Below are 16,430 nucleotides of genomic sequence, written 5' to 3'. Positions count from 1 at the left end.
GAATGCCCGGTAATCCCAATTCGCACTCCTGCATCCCCTTCATCACGTTTGACTCTTGGCCAGGAGCGTACGGGACAATTCCTCGCGTAGTTCCGCCACCACCGGTTCCCTGCGGAACGGTTCGGCTTCCCGATACCAGTCCTGGAGGCGCCGCCGTACCCGGCCTGACCTCAGCCCTCCTGCGACGGCTACAGCATTACAGACCGCATTGGCGGCCTCTACCGGCTCGTTGAGCAGCAGATAGGTGCGCCCCAGGCCGATGAGGTCGAATGCCTGGTTGCGGCGCCGGGTGGGCGGCCGCAGCTCCAGTGCCTGCGTGATGTAGTGGAGTGCCTCTTCGGCGTTCTTCCGTTTCGCTGCCGGATCGTCTTGGTTTTGCGCGAGGTCCCGGTAGCGTGCGCCCACCACCCCGGACAGTTCTGCGCGGTCGATGGTCCGCACCCATTCGGGGAGCGGCTCCGCAGTGTCGTTTTCGAGCATTTCTTCTGCCTGCGCGACTGTCCGCCGGTAGGCCTGGACGCGTCCCATCCGGGCATAGGCCCAGCCTTCCCGGGTGTAGAGCATGGACATCATCGCGGGGGGTGCTTTGCGGGTGCGCGCCCCGTCCAACGCGAGCCGGGAGATCTCCAACGCGTCTTGGGGCCGGTGCAGGTCAAGCATCTGCCGGGCCATATCGGCGAGCACTCCCACCCCGTACAGCTCGTAGTCCGGTCCTGCCTGGTGTGCGGCGCGCAGGGAGAGCGTGTAGTACTTCTGTGCGCTGGGGTGGTCGCCCTCGTCATAGGACATTGCCGCCGCAATGCGGGAAAGCTCGGCCATGGCGAGGAAGAGGCGGGGTTGGATTGCTGCGGACCGGATCTCTCCAGCCATGTCTGCGACCTCGGACAACTGGGCCACCACGGCTTTGCGGCTGATGCCCAGCCGCCACCGGTCATCCCAGTGCCGCAAGGCGGCTACTCCGGCTTCGATCCGTTCGAGCTCTGTTTCCTCTGGGGCGCCGGATTGCCGCGTGACTGGTTTGCGGAGGGGAACCAGCCAGCGTTCCAATGTTTCTGTCAGCGCCGTTCCGACGACTAGCGCACCGCCTGCTGCCAGCGCGTCTCTGCGTTTCATCAGGTCATTCACCGTGGTTTCAGCGATGTCACGGATCGTTCCCGCTGCCGGGCACAGGTCACGGGAAGACCCGGAGAGCGGATTTCTGGCTGGGGGATCGGCCGTTTTTCCGCCCTTCTCTGACTTTGTGTCGGAATCCCCTTCGGTTGCATTGATCAAACGCAGCGCGCGGCTGAGCACTCCCCCGGTTTCGAGAACTTCGTCGAAACGTCGCGCTAAATCGGGTGGGCAGGAGCGTTCCGCGACTTCGATGCGTCCAACCAGACTCGTGCTGACCCATACACGTTGCGCGAGTTCCCGCTGAGTCAGTTTCCGGTGTTCACGCCAGTACCGCAGCTCCGCGCCGAACCAGTCGGCGGGGGACCGCTCAGGCCGCAGCGGCTTGGGGGGTCGAGGCACCGGTTCCTCCTCCGCGAGTGAGAGACGGCTGGACACGTTGTCGGATTCAGGATCCCCTTTGGGGGAGAATCGGTCCACTTAAGGGGTGGGGAATGCCCGGTGGAGCGGGGCAGCGCCGATTCCGGGCCCCGCATCGGGCTTCTACGGCGGCAGCACTCCTTTCATCAGCGTTAATGCCGGTTGATTGTGCCGTGCTGGCCTCGAAGATTTCCTAAGCCGAGGCATGTCCCGGTCTCTTCTTACCGCCTGGTTCTCGACCGTGGCGACAGCTTTTTCTGTGCTGCTTCTTGTCTCTTGACATTCCGTGTTGTGGGGTCGGACCAGCGATTACTGCGGTTCACGGTCAGTCGGGTTGCCGCTGTTGCCCTACAGAACCTTTGTTTCCTGGGCTTCCCCGGTCCAACGCGTTGCAAAGTGTTCTGTTTTGTTCGGGGATGTTTCGGGCCGGGGAAACCGGCGTACCGAGTAATCGGAGTTTCCGACGATGAGCGATGTCTGTTTCCCCCCTCTCGACTGGGGAGGGCCGCATCCCGCTCAATAGGGAGGGCGGCGCAACCGGAAACCAGACGCTGCTCTCTTCGAGGACTAAAAGGAAGAGGAACCATGCGCGGCGGCAGGTCACCCGAAGCCCAGACCGGGAACCGTGTCCACGAACTCTTCGGACCAGTCCACCATCCTGCGGTGGCGTGGCACCGGGAGAACGGTTGTCCTTCCGCCCCATTGCCTTCGCTTCCTCGGAGACGGCGGAGTACCGCGATGCGGTGGGAGATCGGCACCGGACTCCCGGAGTACCGTCCCCTCGGGGCCTCTGGCTATGTGGGCCGGCGGCGCCGGACCCGCCCCCCGGTGACCGAACTCCACTCGGTGCGGGTCCACGATCCGCGCATGCCCCTGCCCACCGACCTGCCGCGTCCCGCGGCCGTGGTGTACGCGTCCTGTCTGCGCGCGGGTCCTGCCGGAACCCGGGTGCTGGATTTGGCGCTCGACTCGGGTATACCGCTGGCCAAGGTCACGATGCTGGTCGAGCTGCTGCGGGAGGCTGCCCTGGTCGTGGACACGCCTCCTCCCTGTGTCGACCGCCGCCTGCTCGAGCGAGTGCTGGAAGGCCTTCGCCGACTGTGACCGGGCTGCCGTGGCGACGGTGACAGCGGTTGTCCAGGCAGTGCCTGACCGACCGTGCCTCCGGAACGGTAGGAGACAGCGGTCTAGCGGTACCCGGTGGGGTCAGCAGGTTTTCCCGCGTCCTGGACCTCGACCAGGTACCGCCAGGCATCCGGCTGGCTGCCGTCAAGGTCGGTGAAGCCGTAGACCTGCGCTAATTGCCCGCTGGACAGGGATGCCCCGTTCCAGCGGGCAACGTCGGGGTCAGCGGCCAAGGCAGCAATGGCCCGCCCCACATAGCGCGGCGTCTCGGAGATGCAGAAGTGCGGCTCCTGGGCAAGGGCGTCCCGCCAGTTCTCCTCCGTCACCCCGTAGGCGTCCAGCATGAGCTCGGACCGCAGCCACCCAGGGGTCACCGCCACCGCGGTCGCCCCGCGCGGCCCAATCTCGCGGGAGAGGGCAAAGGCCATGCGCAATACCGCCGTTTTGACAAGGTCATAGAAGAATGAATTGCGGTAATGGGAGCCGTTGTACTCAGCAGTGCCGTCGGTGACCTCGACCACGAGGCCGCCGGGGCGGCGTAAGAGCAGCGGCAGCGCATAGTGGCTGGTGATGGCGTGGGTGTCCACGCCTAGCCGCAGCATCCGCAGGCCGTTGTCCAGGTTGTGCTCCCAAAGAGGCACATCCCATTCGAAGAGGAGTTCACCGCCCCACACGTCGTTGACGAGGATGTCAAGCCGTCCTTGTTCGCTACTGATCCGCTCCACAAGGGAGCGGACCTGGTCAGGCACCAGGTGGTCGGTTGGCACCGCAACGCCGTGGCCGCCCGCGGCGGTGACCAGGTCGGCGGTGTCCTCGATGGTTTCAGGGCGGTTGTACTCCGAGCGCCGGGTGCGCGTGGTACGCCCTGTCACGTAGACCGTGGCTCCGGCGGCGCCGAGTTCGACCGCGATTCCCCGGCCCGCGCCCCGGGTGGCTCCGGCGACGAGAGCGACTTTTCCGTGGAGCGGGGATGGTGTTCCGTGATTCATGGGGCCTGCCTTCAGGTGGGGAGGACTGGGTTTCCCTGACGAGTGGGACGGCGCCTCCACCGGTGTCCGGCAAAGGACACCTGTCCGCTACCCCTAGGCAGGACTGTTAAGCGGGACGACCACTGCACCCTCGGGGACCATGGTTTTTCTCGGTAAAGACAGATCGCTTGTCCGGACAGGGAGCGCAGTCCGCGTGTCGTGGCGGGCGGCAGGTGAGGGATGATGGACGTTCTTCGTCTGATATTCGGATGGATCACAATCAAACTTCACCTTTATGGTGTAGATCACGATTTGTCCTTTTTATCCCGCGAATGGCAGGAAAAGAGCCCGCTCCATTCCGATACTCCGCACAGCCCAGTCCCAGCAGTCCTTTCCTGCACGACTCCCCTGGCCACTCCCCTCAGTCCAGCGCTCGTGCTGACAATCCGGACACTGCTGCACTCTTCCGCCCCACACTTGTGCCACGCCACCGAAAGAATTGTCTAACGCAGAGTAGGGAGGGTATTACCTTACGCGTCAATCGCTTCTTGCGGGGAAAGAACGCACCCTGGCACCCCGCACTCCAGCGAGTGGTCAACGGGGATGAACCTCTGCGCCGCATCCTCATTGGAGACATCATGAGCCCACTGCTCTGGCAGGTGGCCGTCCATCCCGTATTCGACGGTCAGCCGACCATGCTGATCGTGACGCGCGCGGACGGCGGCCCCGTCACCCAGGCTGACGCGGACCGGGCGATGCTCCTGCTCAACCAGGCAGAAGAGCCGGAAATCCGGCCGCAAGGCCCCTTCTGGTGGATGTCCATGCTGCTCATGGCCACAACCGTGGCATTCCTGTGCCTGTGGGCGTGGACAGCGGAGTGGCGCTGGGGTCTCATCGCGCTTCCCACTGCAGTGGGAGGACTCGTCTACTTCTCTTTTTCGCTGCCGGTGCCGTGCCCCTTCCACCACGTGAGCAAGAGCAAAGAGCCCGACGGCTGACCGGTCCGGCACCACTGGGTAGCTCCCCGCACCGGGCTAGTGCACGCAGAATTCGTTGCCTTCCGGGTCGGTCATCACCACCCACTCGCCGCTCGCCTCTTTGACGTGCCGGTAGACCTGGGCTCCCAGGCCACGCAGCCGCGCCACTTCCGCATCCCGCTCTCCCCGCGGAGGGTGCAGGTCGATGTGGACGCGGTTCTTCGTGGTCTTCTTCTCGGCGAGCGGCACCCGGTTGAAGAGCACACGGCGTCCCAGCCCCGTGCCGCTGTGCGGATCGTAAGGGTCGTCAGGGTGCCGGATTGCTGCCGCGTCCCGCCAGGCGCGCCGTCCGTGGTGCTCGGTGAGGATCTCCGGTGACACGACGCCCTGGTCGAGGAGCTGCTCGATGAGTGCGCTGTTGTCTTCCACCTCGTAGTGGAGCGCGGCCGCCCAGAAGTCCGCTTGGGCGTGCGGATCATGCGCGTCGATGACGAGTTTCCAATGCACCGGTGTGGCCATGGGCCTCTTTCTACCCTCCGCTGCTGACAATCAACGGCGGCCGTGCCCGGCCCGGGTTCCGGCGGGGACGGAGGGCACGCCGGCCGCCTCTGGCCTGCTGTGGGTTCTCCCAGGTCTGTGCGGCGTGTCCTGCCTGAATTCCGCAGCGGAGAGGCTCTGAAGCCACCATCCCACGCTCGAATTTCACAAAATTTGACAATTCAGGACATAGCTCGGCCGCTGTCGCTGGAAGAAGAAGGCTATGCGTCCTTCACACGACGAGTCGGCTCTCACGCCGTTCCGTATCGCGATCCCCGAAGAGACCCTGTCCGACCTGCGTTTCCGACTGCAGGCACCTCGGTATCCACATCCCCTTCCCGGCGACGACTGGAGCACCGGCGTTCCGCTCTCCTACTTACGCGCCCTCGTCGAGGAATGGCGGCAGTTCGACTGGCGCTCCTTCGAAGCCCGCCTGAACCGCCTCCCGCACTTCACTACCCCTATCGACGGGCAGATCATCCACTTCATCCATGCCCGCTCGCCCGTGCCCGGATCGGTTCCCCTGCTTCTCATCCACGGCTGGCCGAGCTCATTCCTGGAATTCGTGGACCTGATCGGCCCGCTGACCGACCCCGAAGCGTACGGCGGCACCGCAGCGGACGCTTTCGACGTGGTGATCCCGTCACTGCCCGGCTTCACGTTCTCCACTCCCCTCTACAGCACCGACTGGACGATCAGCCGGATCGCCGCCACGTGGCTTACCCTCATGGACCGGCTCGGCTATGAGCGTTTCGCTGTCCAAGGCGGAGACCTCGGTGCCGCGATCGCCCCGCAGATCGGACGGCTTGCCCCGGACCGGGTCATCGGAGTGCACGTCAACGGGGCGCTCGGCAACGTCGCCAGGGACATGGACGAGAAGGCCTTCGCTGCCCTCTCCCCGCTGGAGCAAGACCGGATGCGCCGCATCGGCGAGTTCCTGAATTCGGGGCTCGGCTACGTGGCCCTGCAATCCGCCCGCCCCGGCCTCATCGGGGTGATGGCGGCCGACAGCCCGGTCGCGCAGCTCGCGTGGATTATCGACACGCTGCGGTCCTGGACCTATCCGCCCGAAGCCCTGCCCGAGCAGGTTCTCGGGTGGGACTTTGTGCTCGGCACCGCCTCCCTGTACTGGCTCACCGGCTGCGCGGGATCCGCAGCGTATGTGGGCTATGCCCACCAGGGCGCACCAGAGGAGACGTCCCGCAACTCGGGAGTGCCCACCGGCGCCATCCAGTTCGCGCACGACATCGGGATCCGCCGGTTTGCGGAGGAGTCGAACACGATCGTGCACTGGCGGGATGTCCCGGACCGAGGCGGGCATTTTGCTGCGTTGGAGGAGCCGGAGCTGTTCCTCAACGACATCCGCGAATTCTTCCGGTCGCTGCGTGCCGTCGCCGCCGGGTGAGCGCTGGGTCGTGCAAGACAGCCAGGTCCGGCTGCGCCCTCTCGTGCCGCAGCCCAGGAACTGTGACCGGCACGGGTCGGCGTAGGAGAGCGGCCTCGGCAGCCCGCGCGGGCCACTGTCCGGTATCAGCTTCGCGATGCGCGCCCGATGCTGTTACGACCATGCCGCACAATGCGCTACAGTTAAAGCCGTTGGCGCGAGCGGAAGCGACCGCCACCGGGACGTGGCGCAGTTTGGCAGCGCACTTGACTGGGGGTCAAGGGGTCGTGGGTTCAAATCCCGCCGTCCCGACAGAAGACACGGTGTGAAGGTCCGCTACCGGAACTGGTGGCGGGCCTTCACACGTGTTCGGGCATCGGATGTCCCGGTTGTCTCGTGGTCGGTGCAGGTTCGGGAGGTCTGGCGTACCGGTTGTGCAGGCAGCAGGCTTCTCTCCCCCGCCAGCACGATTTGTGAGCGACATCACATATTGGATGTGACGGGCTCCTGCCCGGTGGGGTGGGGCAGCAGTGAAAGAGACGCCCGTCCCCCAGGGACAAGCAGCTTCCGAGATCCAAGGCAGTGGACTGCCCAGGGCCTCGCCTAGGGCGGTGATCCGCAGCGGTCGGCAGGCGCATCGTGGACCGATCTGTTCGTCGTCACCATTCCAGCCCGGGCAGCTCCGCCTCGGCATCCCCACGGCAAGGTCCCCTCAGCCTTCGGGGCGCTGAGTGCCTTCCAACCGTATTGCCGTGGACTCCGCTGCCCTGGAACACCAGTGACTCTGAGACGTCGGTCTTGTGCCCTGGGCCGCCCTGGTGCTGCCGGAGGGCACCTGCTGCCGTGGAGAGCACCCTACGCTGGTGCGGCCATCAGCGCGGTGCATGGTGCCCGCCGTCCCGTTGTCGTCCCTGCTGCCCGGCCCGTGTCCACCGGATGCCCCGGCTACGCTCGCGCACGTCGCCAGACGGACGCCAGAGGGTCACGAGGCTGCTGCTCCCGGTCTCGCAGCTTCGCAGGATTCCTCAATACTCGGTCCACTCGCGGCGCGTCCAATCGAAACTGCCGGAAGAACGTGGTGTGGGACCGCATGGAATCGTTGCTGTTCCCCTTCAGTCTGGGGGCGGACTCGGCTCGGCACTCTCGTGTTCTCCTGTTCTGGTCGCCGGTGCGTTCCGCTATGGCCGCGTGCCTGGGTGCTTCGGGAATCTGCCGGGTCTGCCCCTGGTGTGCTCAGCACTCCCTGCCTGGCGGGAAGAGCTTTTCGATGGGCTCTGCGCTGATCCGCTGGACCGCTCTTCCGAAGCTTGGGGAGGCTCGCCCGGCTTTCACGCTGCGGAGGGGTAGGGCTCGGTGGGGGTGTGTCGGCTATCCGGCCGCGAACTCGCTGGTGATCCGGTAGCCCACGCCGCGCACTGTCTCGATCAGCGACGGCAGCGCGAGCTTTCTTCGCAGGGAGACCATGTGCACGCCGAGGGTCCTCGTATCGCTTTCCGGGGTGTAGCCCCATACCTTGTGCATAATCTCTGCCCGGCTGACGACGTGCCCAGGGCGTTCAATCAAGACTCGTAACAGCTCGAATTCCTTGTAGGTCAGCGGTACTTTTCTGCCCCCGACTTCGACCTGGCGCTGGTTGAGGTCGACGCGCAGTGGTCCCACAACGGCAACGCCTCCCCGGTCCTGCCGGGGAATCCGGACTTCCGCGACCCTTGCTCTGCGGAGCACTGCTTCTACTCGGGCGGCCAGTTCCCAGGTGCCGCAGGGTTTGACCACGTAGTCGTCGGCGCCGAGTTTCAGTCCAAGCACGCGGTCCCGCTCGGTGGCCTTGACGCTGTGGAAAATGATGGGCACGGAAGAGCGAGAGCGGATCCTCTGGCAGACCTGGAATCCGTCGAGATCGGGAAGGGAGACCTCCAAGAGGACGACGTCGGCTTCCCTGTGGCGGGCCAGTGCTCCCGCTCCCGTGGCAGCGGCTCGCACGTCGAAGCCGGCCTCCTGCAGATCTTTCGATACCGCTCTTACCATTTCCTGATCACTGTCCACTAGCAATACGCGCACAACAACCTCGGATCAGAGCACTCTTGACAAAGGGAATGCGGACGAGGTACACCAAGAAATTCAACTCAAAAGTTCGCAACTAACCCAAACGATGACCAAACTCATATATGGGACTTTTGAAATCTTATCCTGATCACAAAGAGTCCAAATGTGACATAAATCACACACGTTGGCTGAACGATAAAATAGCTCGATCTTTCGCGCGCCTATCGAGGAATCAAAGCTCAGAAGGGGTCATTCTCCGCGCGCTAGGGAAGCGACCGTAAGAAGACAATAAAAACCAGAGCTCTTCCGAAAGAAGACCAGATCCGGACGTCGGAACATCAGACAGGTGTGGATGATATTAGTTCCAAGAATCTGACCAATGGTCGATGATGTTTAGCAACCTGCAGCGCGCACTGAAAACACCGTCTTCTATCGAGCTCTCTTCCGCTCGACTACAGCCTTTCTGTGTACCTTCCCCACCGTTTCCTGGCCTCTCCCCCAACGGAATAGAAAAGCTCAGCGCCTGCGCGGACGCGCGGACGCTGAGCTGCACCCCTTACTGATGCTTGACGGCCCCAGCAGGTCGTCAGACGGTGGAGGGAAGGTTGTTCATCGCTTCAACGATGTATTTCTCCTCGTAGTCCAGATGGTCCTCCAGGAGTGCTACGAGCGACGCCAACTCCTTCTTCGTTTTCTCGGCATCTCCGTCGCCCGCCTCGGAAACAGTCGCCCTAATTCGAGAGATCAGATCGGCGACGACCGTGTGCTCCTGCCTCATCCGTTCTAGTTGCGGACGAAGCTCCGGGAACTGCTCCTCCAACGCGGGAAAGAACCGCTCGTCTTCAGTGACGTGGTGTCCGTGCAACTGGTGGCAGAAGTCGAGGCAATTCTTACGCAACTGGTACGCCAGGGTCGGGACGGTTTTCTCTCCCGAGTCCAGCTTGTCGCGCTCGTCGAGGAATTCCTCGATCTCTTCTTGGATGGCGCGAATCCACGAGCGCAGCTCGTTGTGCACCTGAACGAGCTTGTCGCCAAACCGAACCTTGGCGTTATCGGACATATTGGGGTTCCTCAATCATCTGTGAGCGGATATCGCGGGCGGATCCCCGGTAAGGGCTCTCTTCCCTAGCGCGACGCAGCGCCCTCCCCCACCACACGAGCTGGTCGAGCAGGTTCTGAGCCGCGACTGCACAAGCCTCGGGGGACTTGGGGCGTCCCTCCGAGTCGAACTGCTCCTCGACACTGTGGAAGCTCACGGTGTTCCGGACAGTGACGGCGTGGAGTTCCGTGAAGACCTGTCCCAAGTGCTCCACCGCGCGCAGCCCGCCAGACCTGCCCCCGTAGGAGACGAAACCCACGGGCTTGGCCTCCCACTCTGCGGTGTGCCAGTCGATCAGCGACTTCACGGAAGCGGGAAAGCTGCGGTTGTATTCGGGGACGACGAACACGAACATGTCTGCGCGGCGCAGCCGTGGAGTCAGCCGAGAGAGCACTTGGACTGTTGTGGGGTCGGGGTCGCGGTGCGGTTCAGGCGGCAGCGGGAAGACCGCGGTGTCCACCGTGTCGACCTCCAGCTCGGACCGCCCCGTGGTCTGCTCCAGGAACCACTGTGCGACGCACCCGCCGTTTCTGCCTTTGCGCGCGCTCGCCACCACCACTACGAGGCGAAGGGGAGGCTCGCGTCTGCTCCCCTCGGCATGCCCCGCGGTGGGCCGACCTGTCCGGGAGATCACCTGAAATCACCGACGTGGTCGATCGCCCACTGGGCGAAGGTCCGGCCCCGTTTACCCGTGATGGGTTCCAGCGGGGAGATCTCGTGGGGGCGGTCGACAAGCTGCGCGAACATGTGGATCCGCGCCCGGGCCGCTCCGAGAGGGATTCCTGCGCGCACCCACTCCTCCACGGCCTCTTCCGCGGAGATCTCTTCGAAGACGATCTCGCGGCCCAGGGCTTCCCCGATCAGGCGTGCCCGCTCCTCATAGGTCACCGACTCGGGGCCGCTGAACATGGGCCGGGTGCCGAGCAGCTTGTCGGTGAGCAGGGCAAGAGCCGCCACCTCGGCGATGTCTTTTTCGTGGAGGGGAGCGGAGTGGGCTCGGGCGAACGGCCCGCGGACCACGCCGCGCTCGCGGATCTGGTCCCGCCATTCCAGGGCGGTCGTGGCGAACCCGCCCGCAGGGCGGAGCAGCACCCATTCCAGGCCGCTGTCCACGACGACCCGTTCGAGCTCCCGGTGGCGGACAGCGATCGCGTTGCGGGGATTGTCGTCGAGGACGGAGTAGGACGAGAGGCCGACCAGGCGTCGCACCCCCGCCTCTTTGGCGCGGGCCACGATTTTCTCCGGTCCTTCCGGGAGGGCAGCGAGGTTGATGAAGACTGCTTCCACACCGTCCAGCGGCGGGTCGGTATTCGGCACGACTTCGACGGAAGGCGGCAGGGCCGCCTTCTCCGGGGTCCGGCTCACCGCCCGCACCTGGGCCCCGGCGTCGACCAGCATCTGGGTGAGCGGCCGTCCTACATGCCCGGTCGCCCCGGTCACCAAAATCATGGTCTCTCTGCCTTTCCTTGTGGGTTCATCGCACCGTCAACGGGGGCCGCTCTTCCCGCATGCTGCTGTTGTGGTGCGGCGGCCCCGTGCTGGAAAAGGGGGTCAGCCTGCGGCAAGAAGGCTCTGCGTGTAGGCGAGACCGGCCTGTTCGAACTGCATGACCGCGTGTCCGGACACGGACCGGACGTCGCGCCAGTACCTCTGCAAGGGGTGGCTGTCGGCCTGTCCGCGGGTACCGCCGGTGCGGGCGAGCGCGTCGACGGCAGAGGTCAGCATTTCCAGGGCGAGGGCGGAGTCTCGCCTGCTCCGCTGCACGAGTTCGGGGGTGAACCGGCCTGCGTCTGCGGTTTCGGCGACCCGGTCCAGAAGGAGACGTGCCGCGTCGATCTGTCCCGCGGCGCGGGCGTAGGCGATCTGGTACGCCTGGTGTGAGGCTGCCCGGGGGCCGGCTGCGGGGCCTTTGAGCAGGGGCAGGGCCGCGTCGAGTGCGCCGAGCGCAGCCCCCAGCGCGGGGGTGACGAAGGTGAGGCCGTTGACGGCCCGGGTGGGTGCGTAGCGGCGGTCCCCTTCCGCGGTGCGCCCTTGCATGGCGTCTTCGCGAAGACAGGTGCGGTGGTCGGGGACGAAGGCGTCGTCGATGACGATGTCGTGGCTTCCCGTCCCGCGCATGCCCAGGGTGTGCCACGTGTCCTCGTAGGTGTAGTCGCTGCGCGGGACAGCGAAGAAGCGCGGTGGGCCGCCATCGGATCCGGGTCCTTGCGCGGGCCCGGCGAGGAGGGCCCAGTCGGAGTACTCCACCCCGCTGGCGTAGGTCCACCGGCCGCTCAGGCGCCAGCCGCCCGCTACGCGGGTGGCGCGGCCGAGCGGTTTGACGACGCTGACGATCCGGACGTCGGGGCTGCTGCCCCACACTTCTTTCCGGCCTTCTTCAGGCAGGCAGGCGACGTAGCGGCCGGAGTGCCCGAAGAGCGAGGCGAGCCACCCGGTGGAGGGGCAGTGCCGGGACAGGTGGACCACGTGGCGGGCCAGGTCGGTGAAGGAACCTGCGGCTCCGCCGTAGTCGGCCGGCACTGACCAGCGGAAGAAGCCGGCGTCGGTGAGGAGGTCGATGGTCTCGGGGGGTACGCGTCGATCCAGGTCAGTTTGGGCTGCGGTAGCGGAAGCGAGGGCGGTGAGCTGTTCGATTGGGGGGCGTCGGTCTGCGGCAGAGGGCATCGTGCATCCCTTCGGAAAGGGTGCGGCGACTTTCGCCGACGGGTTGATGCTAGAAAGCCTGGCACCAAAAAACAACCTCTTGTACGCTTTTTTGCATACCGACTGTCCGCTTTTTCATGGCGGCCTTCCCTGACGCCTGGAGTCTTTTATGGCCACCACGCCGCACTCACAGTCCACACAAAGCGCCCCTGAGCAGGCCGGTCCGCAGCAGACGCCTCGTACCGGCATCGCTCTCACCCTCATCGCGGCCACGCAGCTCATGCTCGTGCTGGACGGCACGATCATGAACATTGCGCTGCCGAGCGTGCAGACCGCGCTCGACATCCCGGCCGGGCGACTGTCCTGGGTAGTCAACGCCTACGCCCTGACCTTCGGCGGCCTCCTGCTGCTCGGCGGGAGGATCGGTGACCTTTGGGGGCGGCGGAGGGTCTTCCGTTTCTCGCTAGCCCTCTTCGCTGCTGCCTCCCTTGCCGGCGGGCTTGCCACCCAGGAAACGGTTCTCATCGCCGCCCGCGCCTGCCAGGGGGTCGCCGCCGCTATTGCCGCGCCCACGGCCCTCTCCCTGATCGCCACCACCTTTGCGGAAGGCCCCAGCCGCAACCGGGCCATGGGCGTGTACGGGGCGATGTCCGGCCTCGGCTCGATCATCGGCCTGCTGCTCGGCGGCCTCCTGACCGAATTCCTCAACTGGCGCTGGGTGCTATTCGTCAACATCCCCATCTGCCTGGCCGTCCTGGCCGGGACCGGAGTCCTGGTGGAAGGCTCCCGGGTCCGGGGACGGCTTGACCTTCCCGGCGCGCTCACCGGCAGCCTCGGGCTTCTCGTCCTCGTCTACGCCATCGTCCGCGGCGGGGATGCGGGCTGGTCCGACCCGGTGACCCTCGGCGCGGGCCTTGCCGCTCTGCTGCTCCTGTCCTGCTTCCTCGTCATCCAGTCGCGCAGCCCGCACCCGATGATGCCCTTGGGTCTGCTCCGCGACCGCAACCGGGGAGCCGCCTACGCCACGATGCTGCTGGTGGGCGGCGGCATGTTCGCCACCTACTACTTCCTCACGCTCTTCATGCAGCAGGTACAGGGCTGGGATGCGATGACCACCGGCCTGGCGTACCTTCCCTTCGCGACCGGCATGGGCGTGGCCTCGGGCATCCTCGGCCCCCGGCTGCTCGGCCGGTTCTCCCCCCGCACCGTGATCGTGCCCGGCCTGGCTGCCGCCACCCTCGGCATGGTGGTCTTCTCCCAGATCTCCCCCGGTTCCTCCTACCTGCTGCACCTCATGCCGGCGATGGTCCTCACCAGTGTCGGACTCGGACTGAGCGTCGTCCCCCTCACCTTGGGGGCGTTGAGCGGCGTCGAGCCCGGCCAGTCGGGTATCGCCTCAGGTATCCTCAACGCCGGCATGCAGGTCGGCGGGGCCCTCGGCCTAGCAGTGCTGAGCACCGTGGCCCTGACCGGAACGCACTCGCTCCTCCCCGACGCCACTGCTCTTCTCCAGCAGGGGCGACAGCAGGGAGAGATCGCTCTGGTCGTGCAGGCGTCCGAGGCACTCACCCACGGCTTCGGCTGGGCTTTCCTCGTCGGTGCCGGCCTTTACGCCCTTGCCCTGCTCCTCGTCGCGTCCCTGATGACCACACCAGGCCCCGCCGCCCGACCGGACAGAAAGGCCTGACCTGGGAGAAGACCTGCGGCGCGTCCTTGCAGGGGCCTGCAAGGACGCGTACCGGTATCTAGGTGGGACAGGCACACTCCAAGAACGGAAGGCGGTAGCGCAATGACTGGCCAGGTGTCATGGGACCACGATCCCCTTGCTTCACCGGACTCACCTGACAAGCGCCCGTGGACGGCCAAAGGGCTGCGCGCCCGGCGGCGGATCCTGGCCGCGGCGCGGAAGTGTTTCGCCGAGGTCGGCTACGAGAAGGCGACACTCCGCATGATCGCCGCGGAGGCGAACTCCGACAAATCCTCGGTCATCAAGTATTTCGGCAGCAAAGAGCAGCTTTTCCGCGAATGCGTGTACTGGACGATCCCCATCGACGAACTCACCGCGGACGCCCCCGACCAGTCTGCCGAGAACTATTTGCGTTCCATGCTCTCCGCTTGGGCGAGGGACCCCCACAGTCCCATGGCGGTGCTGCTGCGGGTGAGCATGACCAACAAGGAGGCGGCTGACCTGCTGCGCTCGCATATCACCACGCATTCCGTGGAACGGGTGATGAAGCACATGAAAGGACCCGACCCTGAGCTGCGGGCCGGACTCTTCGCCGCCATGATGATGGGAATCGCCAGCGGCCGCTATCTGCTGCGCATTCCCGGCCTGGCCGAAGCGGAACTGGACGATGTGCTCCGAGTGGCTGCTCCCGCTATCCGTGCCCTCATCGCCGTCGAGGAGGGCACAGACAGCACAGAAGAAAAGCAGGACAGAACTTGACCTGTTCCGATGCTCACCCGGCTAGGTGCCCGGCTGACGCTAGCGCAGCCAGCGCGGACTCCCATGTGGCGACCGTGTCCCCGCGTTCCGAAGGAAGCGTGGAGACGACCCGGCTGCTCCCCTCCAGCACGGTAGGCAGCCGCCGTGCCGCGGCGGCAAGGCCCTTGCCCGGTCCGACTTCCACATAGGTGTGTGCGCCGCGCCGGTCGAGCGCCTGCAACGCCGGCCAAAACAGGACAGGCCGCGACATCTGCGACGCCCAGAATCCGGGGTCGAGCGCCTGTTGTTCAGTGACCGGTTCTGCGGTCAGCGAGGAGACGAGGGGAATCGCGGGACTGTTGCGCTGCTCGGCGGCGATAGCCTCCTGGAACACGCGTGCCGCTTCAGCCATGGCAGGCGAGTGGAACGGCTGTGCGGTTCTGACCGCACGCGTCGTCATCCCTTTGGCTTTGAGGACCGCGTCGGTGGCGGCGAGCTCAGCCTCCGGACCGGCCAGGACCGTCTGGGCGGCCCCGTTGACGGCGCCGACGGCCACCCCCGCACGGGCGCACTCGGCGGGGATGAGCGGTTCAACGGTGTCAGGGGCTGCCGCCACCGCCAGCATGCCGCCACGGGGCGCCTTCCCCAGGGACGAGGAGCGGGCCGCAAGGATCCGGGCGGCCGCGGGAAGATCCCACACGCCGGCGAGGGTTGCCGCACACAATTCGCCGATGCTGTGGCCGAGCAGGACGGCTGGTCGCAGGCCCCGGTGCTCCAGGCTTTTCGCTGCCGCGTAGGCCACCCCGAACAGTAAGGGCTGGGCGTTGAGGCCGTCGTGGACACCGTCGGCGGGCTCGCCGGTCAGCCACAGTTCCCGCAGCCGCTCCCCGTCCGCGCCGAGCAGCTCCAGGAACTCGTCCATCACCTCGGTGAACACCCGGTCGTATCCGTGGAGCGCCGCCCCCATCCTCCGGTATTGGGCGCCTTGCCCGGGAAGGAGCAGCGCCACAGGGGGTGCGAGGACATGCTGGTTCACTGCGCCACCCCCACGACCTGGCCCACCGTGGCGTCGTTGGTCAGCATGTCCAGCAGGGCGCGGGCAAGATCAGCGCGGGTGATCGAAGTGCCGTTGGGCACGTTCGATCCCAGCGCGCTCCGATAGGTGCCGGTGCCGGGCCCGTCCAGCAGCCGCGGCGGACGCACCACCGTCCAATCCAGCCCTGAGGCCGCGAGTTCTTCCTCCATTTCTGCCAGGTCGGCGTACTGGGGGGCGAAGGCGAGACGGACCAGGGGGGTGAGGAGGAAGCGGATAGCGAACTTCTCTCCCTTGGGGGACGGTCCGACCGGGGCCGCGCTCACCACCAGGATTCTGCGGGTTCCGCTCTCCTTCATGGCGCTCACCACCGCCCGGCTTGCCTGGGCGACGATCCCCGCTTCCCGGTTGCGGCGCGCGCCGAGCGCGGACAGCACCGCGTCCTGTCCGTAGAGCAGGGGGCGCAGTGCCTCGACCGACGTCACGTCCGCTTTGACCGTGGTCAAGGCTTCGTGTTCCAGGGAGATTCGGGAGGGGTCTCGGGCTACTGCCGTCACCTGGTGCCCTCGTTCCAGCGCCTGGTGCACCAGGTGGGTTCCCGTCCGCCCGGTGGCGCCGAACACGATGAGTTTCATGGTTCTGCTCCGTTCTTTTTTGCGGTGCCCC

Annotated in this window: 15 protein-coding genes and 1 tRNA gene; 6 read left to right on the top strand and 10 right to left on the bottom strand. The window is 65.8% G+C overall.

What is annotated here, in order from left to right; all coding sequences use genetic code 11:
- Nucleotides 1-42: 42 nt before the first annotated feature.
- Entirely contained in the window at nt 43-1,512 is a 1,470-nt protein-coding gene (locus TFU_RS06230; RefSeq protein ID WP_016188560.1) for a helix-turn-helix domain-containing protein, read from the bottom strand.
- Nucleotides 1,513-2,268: 756 nt separating this feature from the next.
- On the opposite strand from TFU_RS06230, the gene TFU_RS06220 reads away from it, so the two are divergent.
- On the top strand, nt 2,269-2,634 hold the full coding sequence (locus TFU_RS06220; RefSeq protein ID WP_011291690.1) for a hypothetical protein: 366 nt from the start codon (nt 2,269-2,271) through the stop codon (nt 2,632-2,634).
- 83 nt (nt 2,635-2,717) lie between these two features.
- Here TFU_RS06220 and TFU_RS06215 read toward each other — a convergent pair whose 3' ends face one another.
- Nucleotides 2,718-3,644 (bottom strand): SDR family oxidoreductase, encoded by a 927-nt coding sequence (locus TFU_RS06215; protein WP_011291689.1) that lies wholly within the window; start codon nt 3,642-3,644, stop codon nt 2,718-2,720.
- Nucleotides 3,645-4,261: 617 nt separating this feature from the next.
- On the opposite strand from TFU_RS06215, the gene TFU_RS06210 reads away from it, so the two are divergent.
- Nucleotides 4,262-4,621, top strand: a complete 360-nt coding sequence (locus TFU_RS06210; RefSeq protein WP_016188557.1) for a hypothetical protein — start codon at nt 4,262-4,264, stop codon at nt 4,619-4,621.
- 36 nt (nt 4,622-4,657) lie between these two features.
- Here TFU_RS06210 and TFU_RS06205 read toward each other — a convergent pair whose 3' ends face one another.
- Complete coding sequence (locus TFU_RS06205) at nt 4,658-5,119, bottom strand: VOC family protein (RefSeq protein ID WP_011291687.1); 462 nt, start codon at nt 5,117-5,119, stop codon at nt 4,658-4,660.
- 241 nt (nt 5,120-5,360) lie between these two features.
- On the opposite strand from TFU_RS06205, the gene TFU_RS06200 reads away from it, so the two are divergent.
- Together TFU_RS06200 and TFU_RS06195 are read left to right on the top strand one after the other, a co-directional pair.
- Nucleotides 5,361-6,542 carry an epoxide hydrolase family protein gene (locus TFU_RS06200; protein WP_011291686.1) on the top strand — a complete coding sequence of 394 codons (1,182 nt, stop codon included), beginning with the start codon at nt 5,361-5,363 and terminating at the stop codon, nt 6,540-6,542.
- 217 nt (nt 6,543-6,759) lie between these two features.
- Nucleotides 6,760-6,833 (top strand) — tRNA-Pro (locus TFU_RS06195).
- A 1,056-nt stretch (nt 6,834-7,889) separates the two neighbouring features.
- On the opposite strand, the gene TFU_RS06190 is transcribed toward TFU_RS06195, so the two are convergent.
- The 5 genes from TFU_RS06190 to TFU_RS06170 form a co-directional block, all read right to left on the bottom strand.
- The gene (locus TFU_RS06190) at nt 7,890-8,564 is read right to left on the bottom strand and encodes a winged helix-turn-helix domain-containing protein (RefSeq protein WP_227480851.1); all 675 of its coding nucleotides are present in this window, start codon (nt 8,562-8,564) and stop codon (nt 7,890-7,892) included.
- A gap of 586 nt (nt 8,565-9,150) precedes the next feature.
- Nucleotides 9,151-9,624: a hemerythrin domain-containing protein gene (locus TFU_RS06185; protein ID WP_011291684.1), complete on the bottom strand. Its 474-nt coding sequence runs from the start codon at nt 9,622-9,624 to the stop codon at nt 9,151-9,153.
- Entirely contained in the window at nt 9,614-10,297 is a 684-nt protein-coding gene (locus TFU_RS06180) for an NADPH-dependent FMN reductase (protein WP_011291683.1), read from the bottom strand. The genes TFU_RS06185 and TFU_RS06180 overlap by 11 nt, the downstream gene beginning before the upstream one ends.
- On the bottom strand, nt 10,294-11,112 hold the full coding sequence (locus TFU_RS06175; protein ID WP_011291682.1) for an SDR family oxidoreductase: 819 nt from the start codon (nt 11,110-11,112) through the stop codon (nt 10,294-10,296). The genes TFU_RS06180 and TFU_RS06175 overlap by 4 nt, the downstream gene beginning before the upstream one ends.
- Before the next feature lie 102 nt (nt 11,113-11,214).
- Complete coding sequence (locus TFU_RS06170; protein ID WP_011291681.1) at nt 11,215-12,327, bottom strand: acyl-CoA dehydrogenase family protein; 1,113 nt, start codon at nt 12,325-12,327, stop codon at nt 11,215-11,217.
- Between the two features lie 148 nt (nt 12,328-12,475).
- Between TFU_RS06170 and TFU_RS06165 the strand changes: the two genes are divergently transcribed.
- Nucleotides 12,476-13,993: an MFS transporter gene (locus tag TFU_RS06165; protein WP_011291680.1), complete on the top strand. Its 1,518-nt coding sequence runs from the start codon at nt 12,476-12,478 to the stop codon at nt 13,991-13,993.
- A gap of 102 nt (nt 13,994-14,095) precedes the next feature.
- Nucleotides 14,096-14,752, top strand: a complete 657-nt coding sequence (locus TFU_RS06160) for a TetR family transcriptional regulator (protein WP_011291679.1) — start codon at nt 14,096-14,098, stop codon at nt 14,750-14,752.
- A 13-nt stretch (nt 14,753-14,765) separates the two neighbouring features.
- Here the strand turns inward: TFU_RS06160 and TFU_RS06155 are convergent, their stop codons facing one another.
- Nucleotides 14,766-15,767: an acyltransferase domain-containing protein gene (locus TFU_RS06155; RefSeq protein WP_011291678.1), complete on the bottom strand. Its 1,002-nt coding sequence runs from the start codon at nt 15,765-15,767 to the stop codon at nt 14,766-14,768.
- Nucleotides 15,764-16,399, bottom strand: a complete 636-nt coding sequence (locus TFU_RS06150; RefSeq protein ID WP_011291677.1) for an NAD(P)-dependent oxidoreductase — start codon at nt 16,397-16,399, stop codon at nt 15,764-15,766. The genes TFU_RS06155 and TFU_RS06150 overlap by 4 nt, the downstream gene beginning before the upstream one ends.
- Nucleotides 16,400-16,430: the final 31 nt, after the last annotated feature.

Origin of the sequence: Thermobifida fusca YX (genome assembly GCF_000012405.1) — a bacterium.
Lineage (GTDB): Bacteria > Actinomycetota > Actinomycetes > Streptosporangiales > Streptosporangiaceae > Thermobifida > Thermobifida fusca.
The sequence above is the reverse complement of the archived record's forward strand: the minus strand, read 5'-3'. Positions and strand labels throughout refer to the sequence as shown.

Coding starts and splice junctions, on each gene's coding strand:
- TFU_RS06220 (WP_011291690.1), top strand. CDS start 2,269: ATGCGGTGGGAGATCGGCACCGGACTCCCGGAGTACCGTCCCCTCGGG.
- TFU_RS06215 (WP_011291689.1), bottom strand. CDS start 3,644: ATGAATCACGGAACACCATCCCCGCTCCACGGAAAAGTCGCTCTCGTC.
- TFU_RS06210 (WP_016188557.1), top strand. CDS start 4,262: ATGAGCCCACTGCTCTGGCAGGTGGCCGTCCATCCCGTATTCGACGGT.
- TFU_RS06205 (WP_011291687.1), bottom strand. CDS start 5,119: ATGGCCACACCGGTGCATTGGAAACTCGTCATCGACGCGCATGATCCG.
- TFU_RS06200 (WP_011291686.1), top strand. CDS start 5,361: ATGCGTCCTTCACACGACGAGTCGGCTCTCACGCCGTTCCGTATCGCG.
- TFU_RS06185 (WP_011291684.1), bottom strand. CDS start 9,624: ATGTCCGATAACGCCAAGGTTCGGTTTGGCGACAAGCTCGTTCAGGTG.
- TFU_RS06175 (WP_011291682.1), bottom strand. CDS start 11,112: ATGATTTTGGTGACCGGGGCGACCGGGCATGTAGGACGGCCGCTCACC.
- TFU_RS06170 (WP_011291681.1), bottom strand. CDS start 12,327: ATGCCCTCTGCCGCAGACCGACGCCCCCCAATCGAACAGCTCACCGCC.
- TFU_RS06165 (WP_011291680.1), top strand. CDS start 12,476: ATGGCCACCACGCCGCACTCACAGTCCACACAAAGCGCCCCTGAGCAG.
- TFU_RS06160 (WP_011291679.1), top strand. CDS start 14,096: ATGACTGGCCAGGTGTCATGGGACCACGATCCCCTTGCTTCACCGGAC.
- TFU_RS06150 (WP_011291677.1), bottom strand. CDS start 16,399: ATGAAACTCATCGTGTTCGGCGCCACCGGGCGGACGGGAACCCACCTG.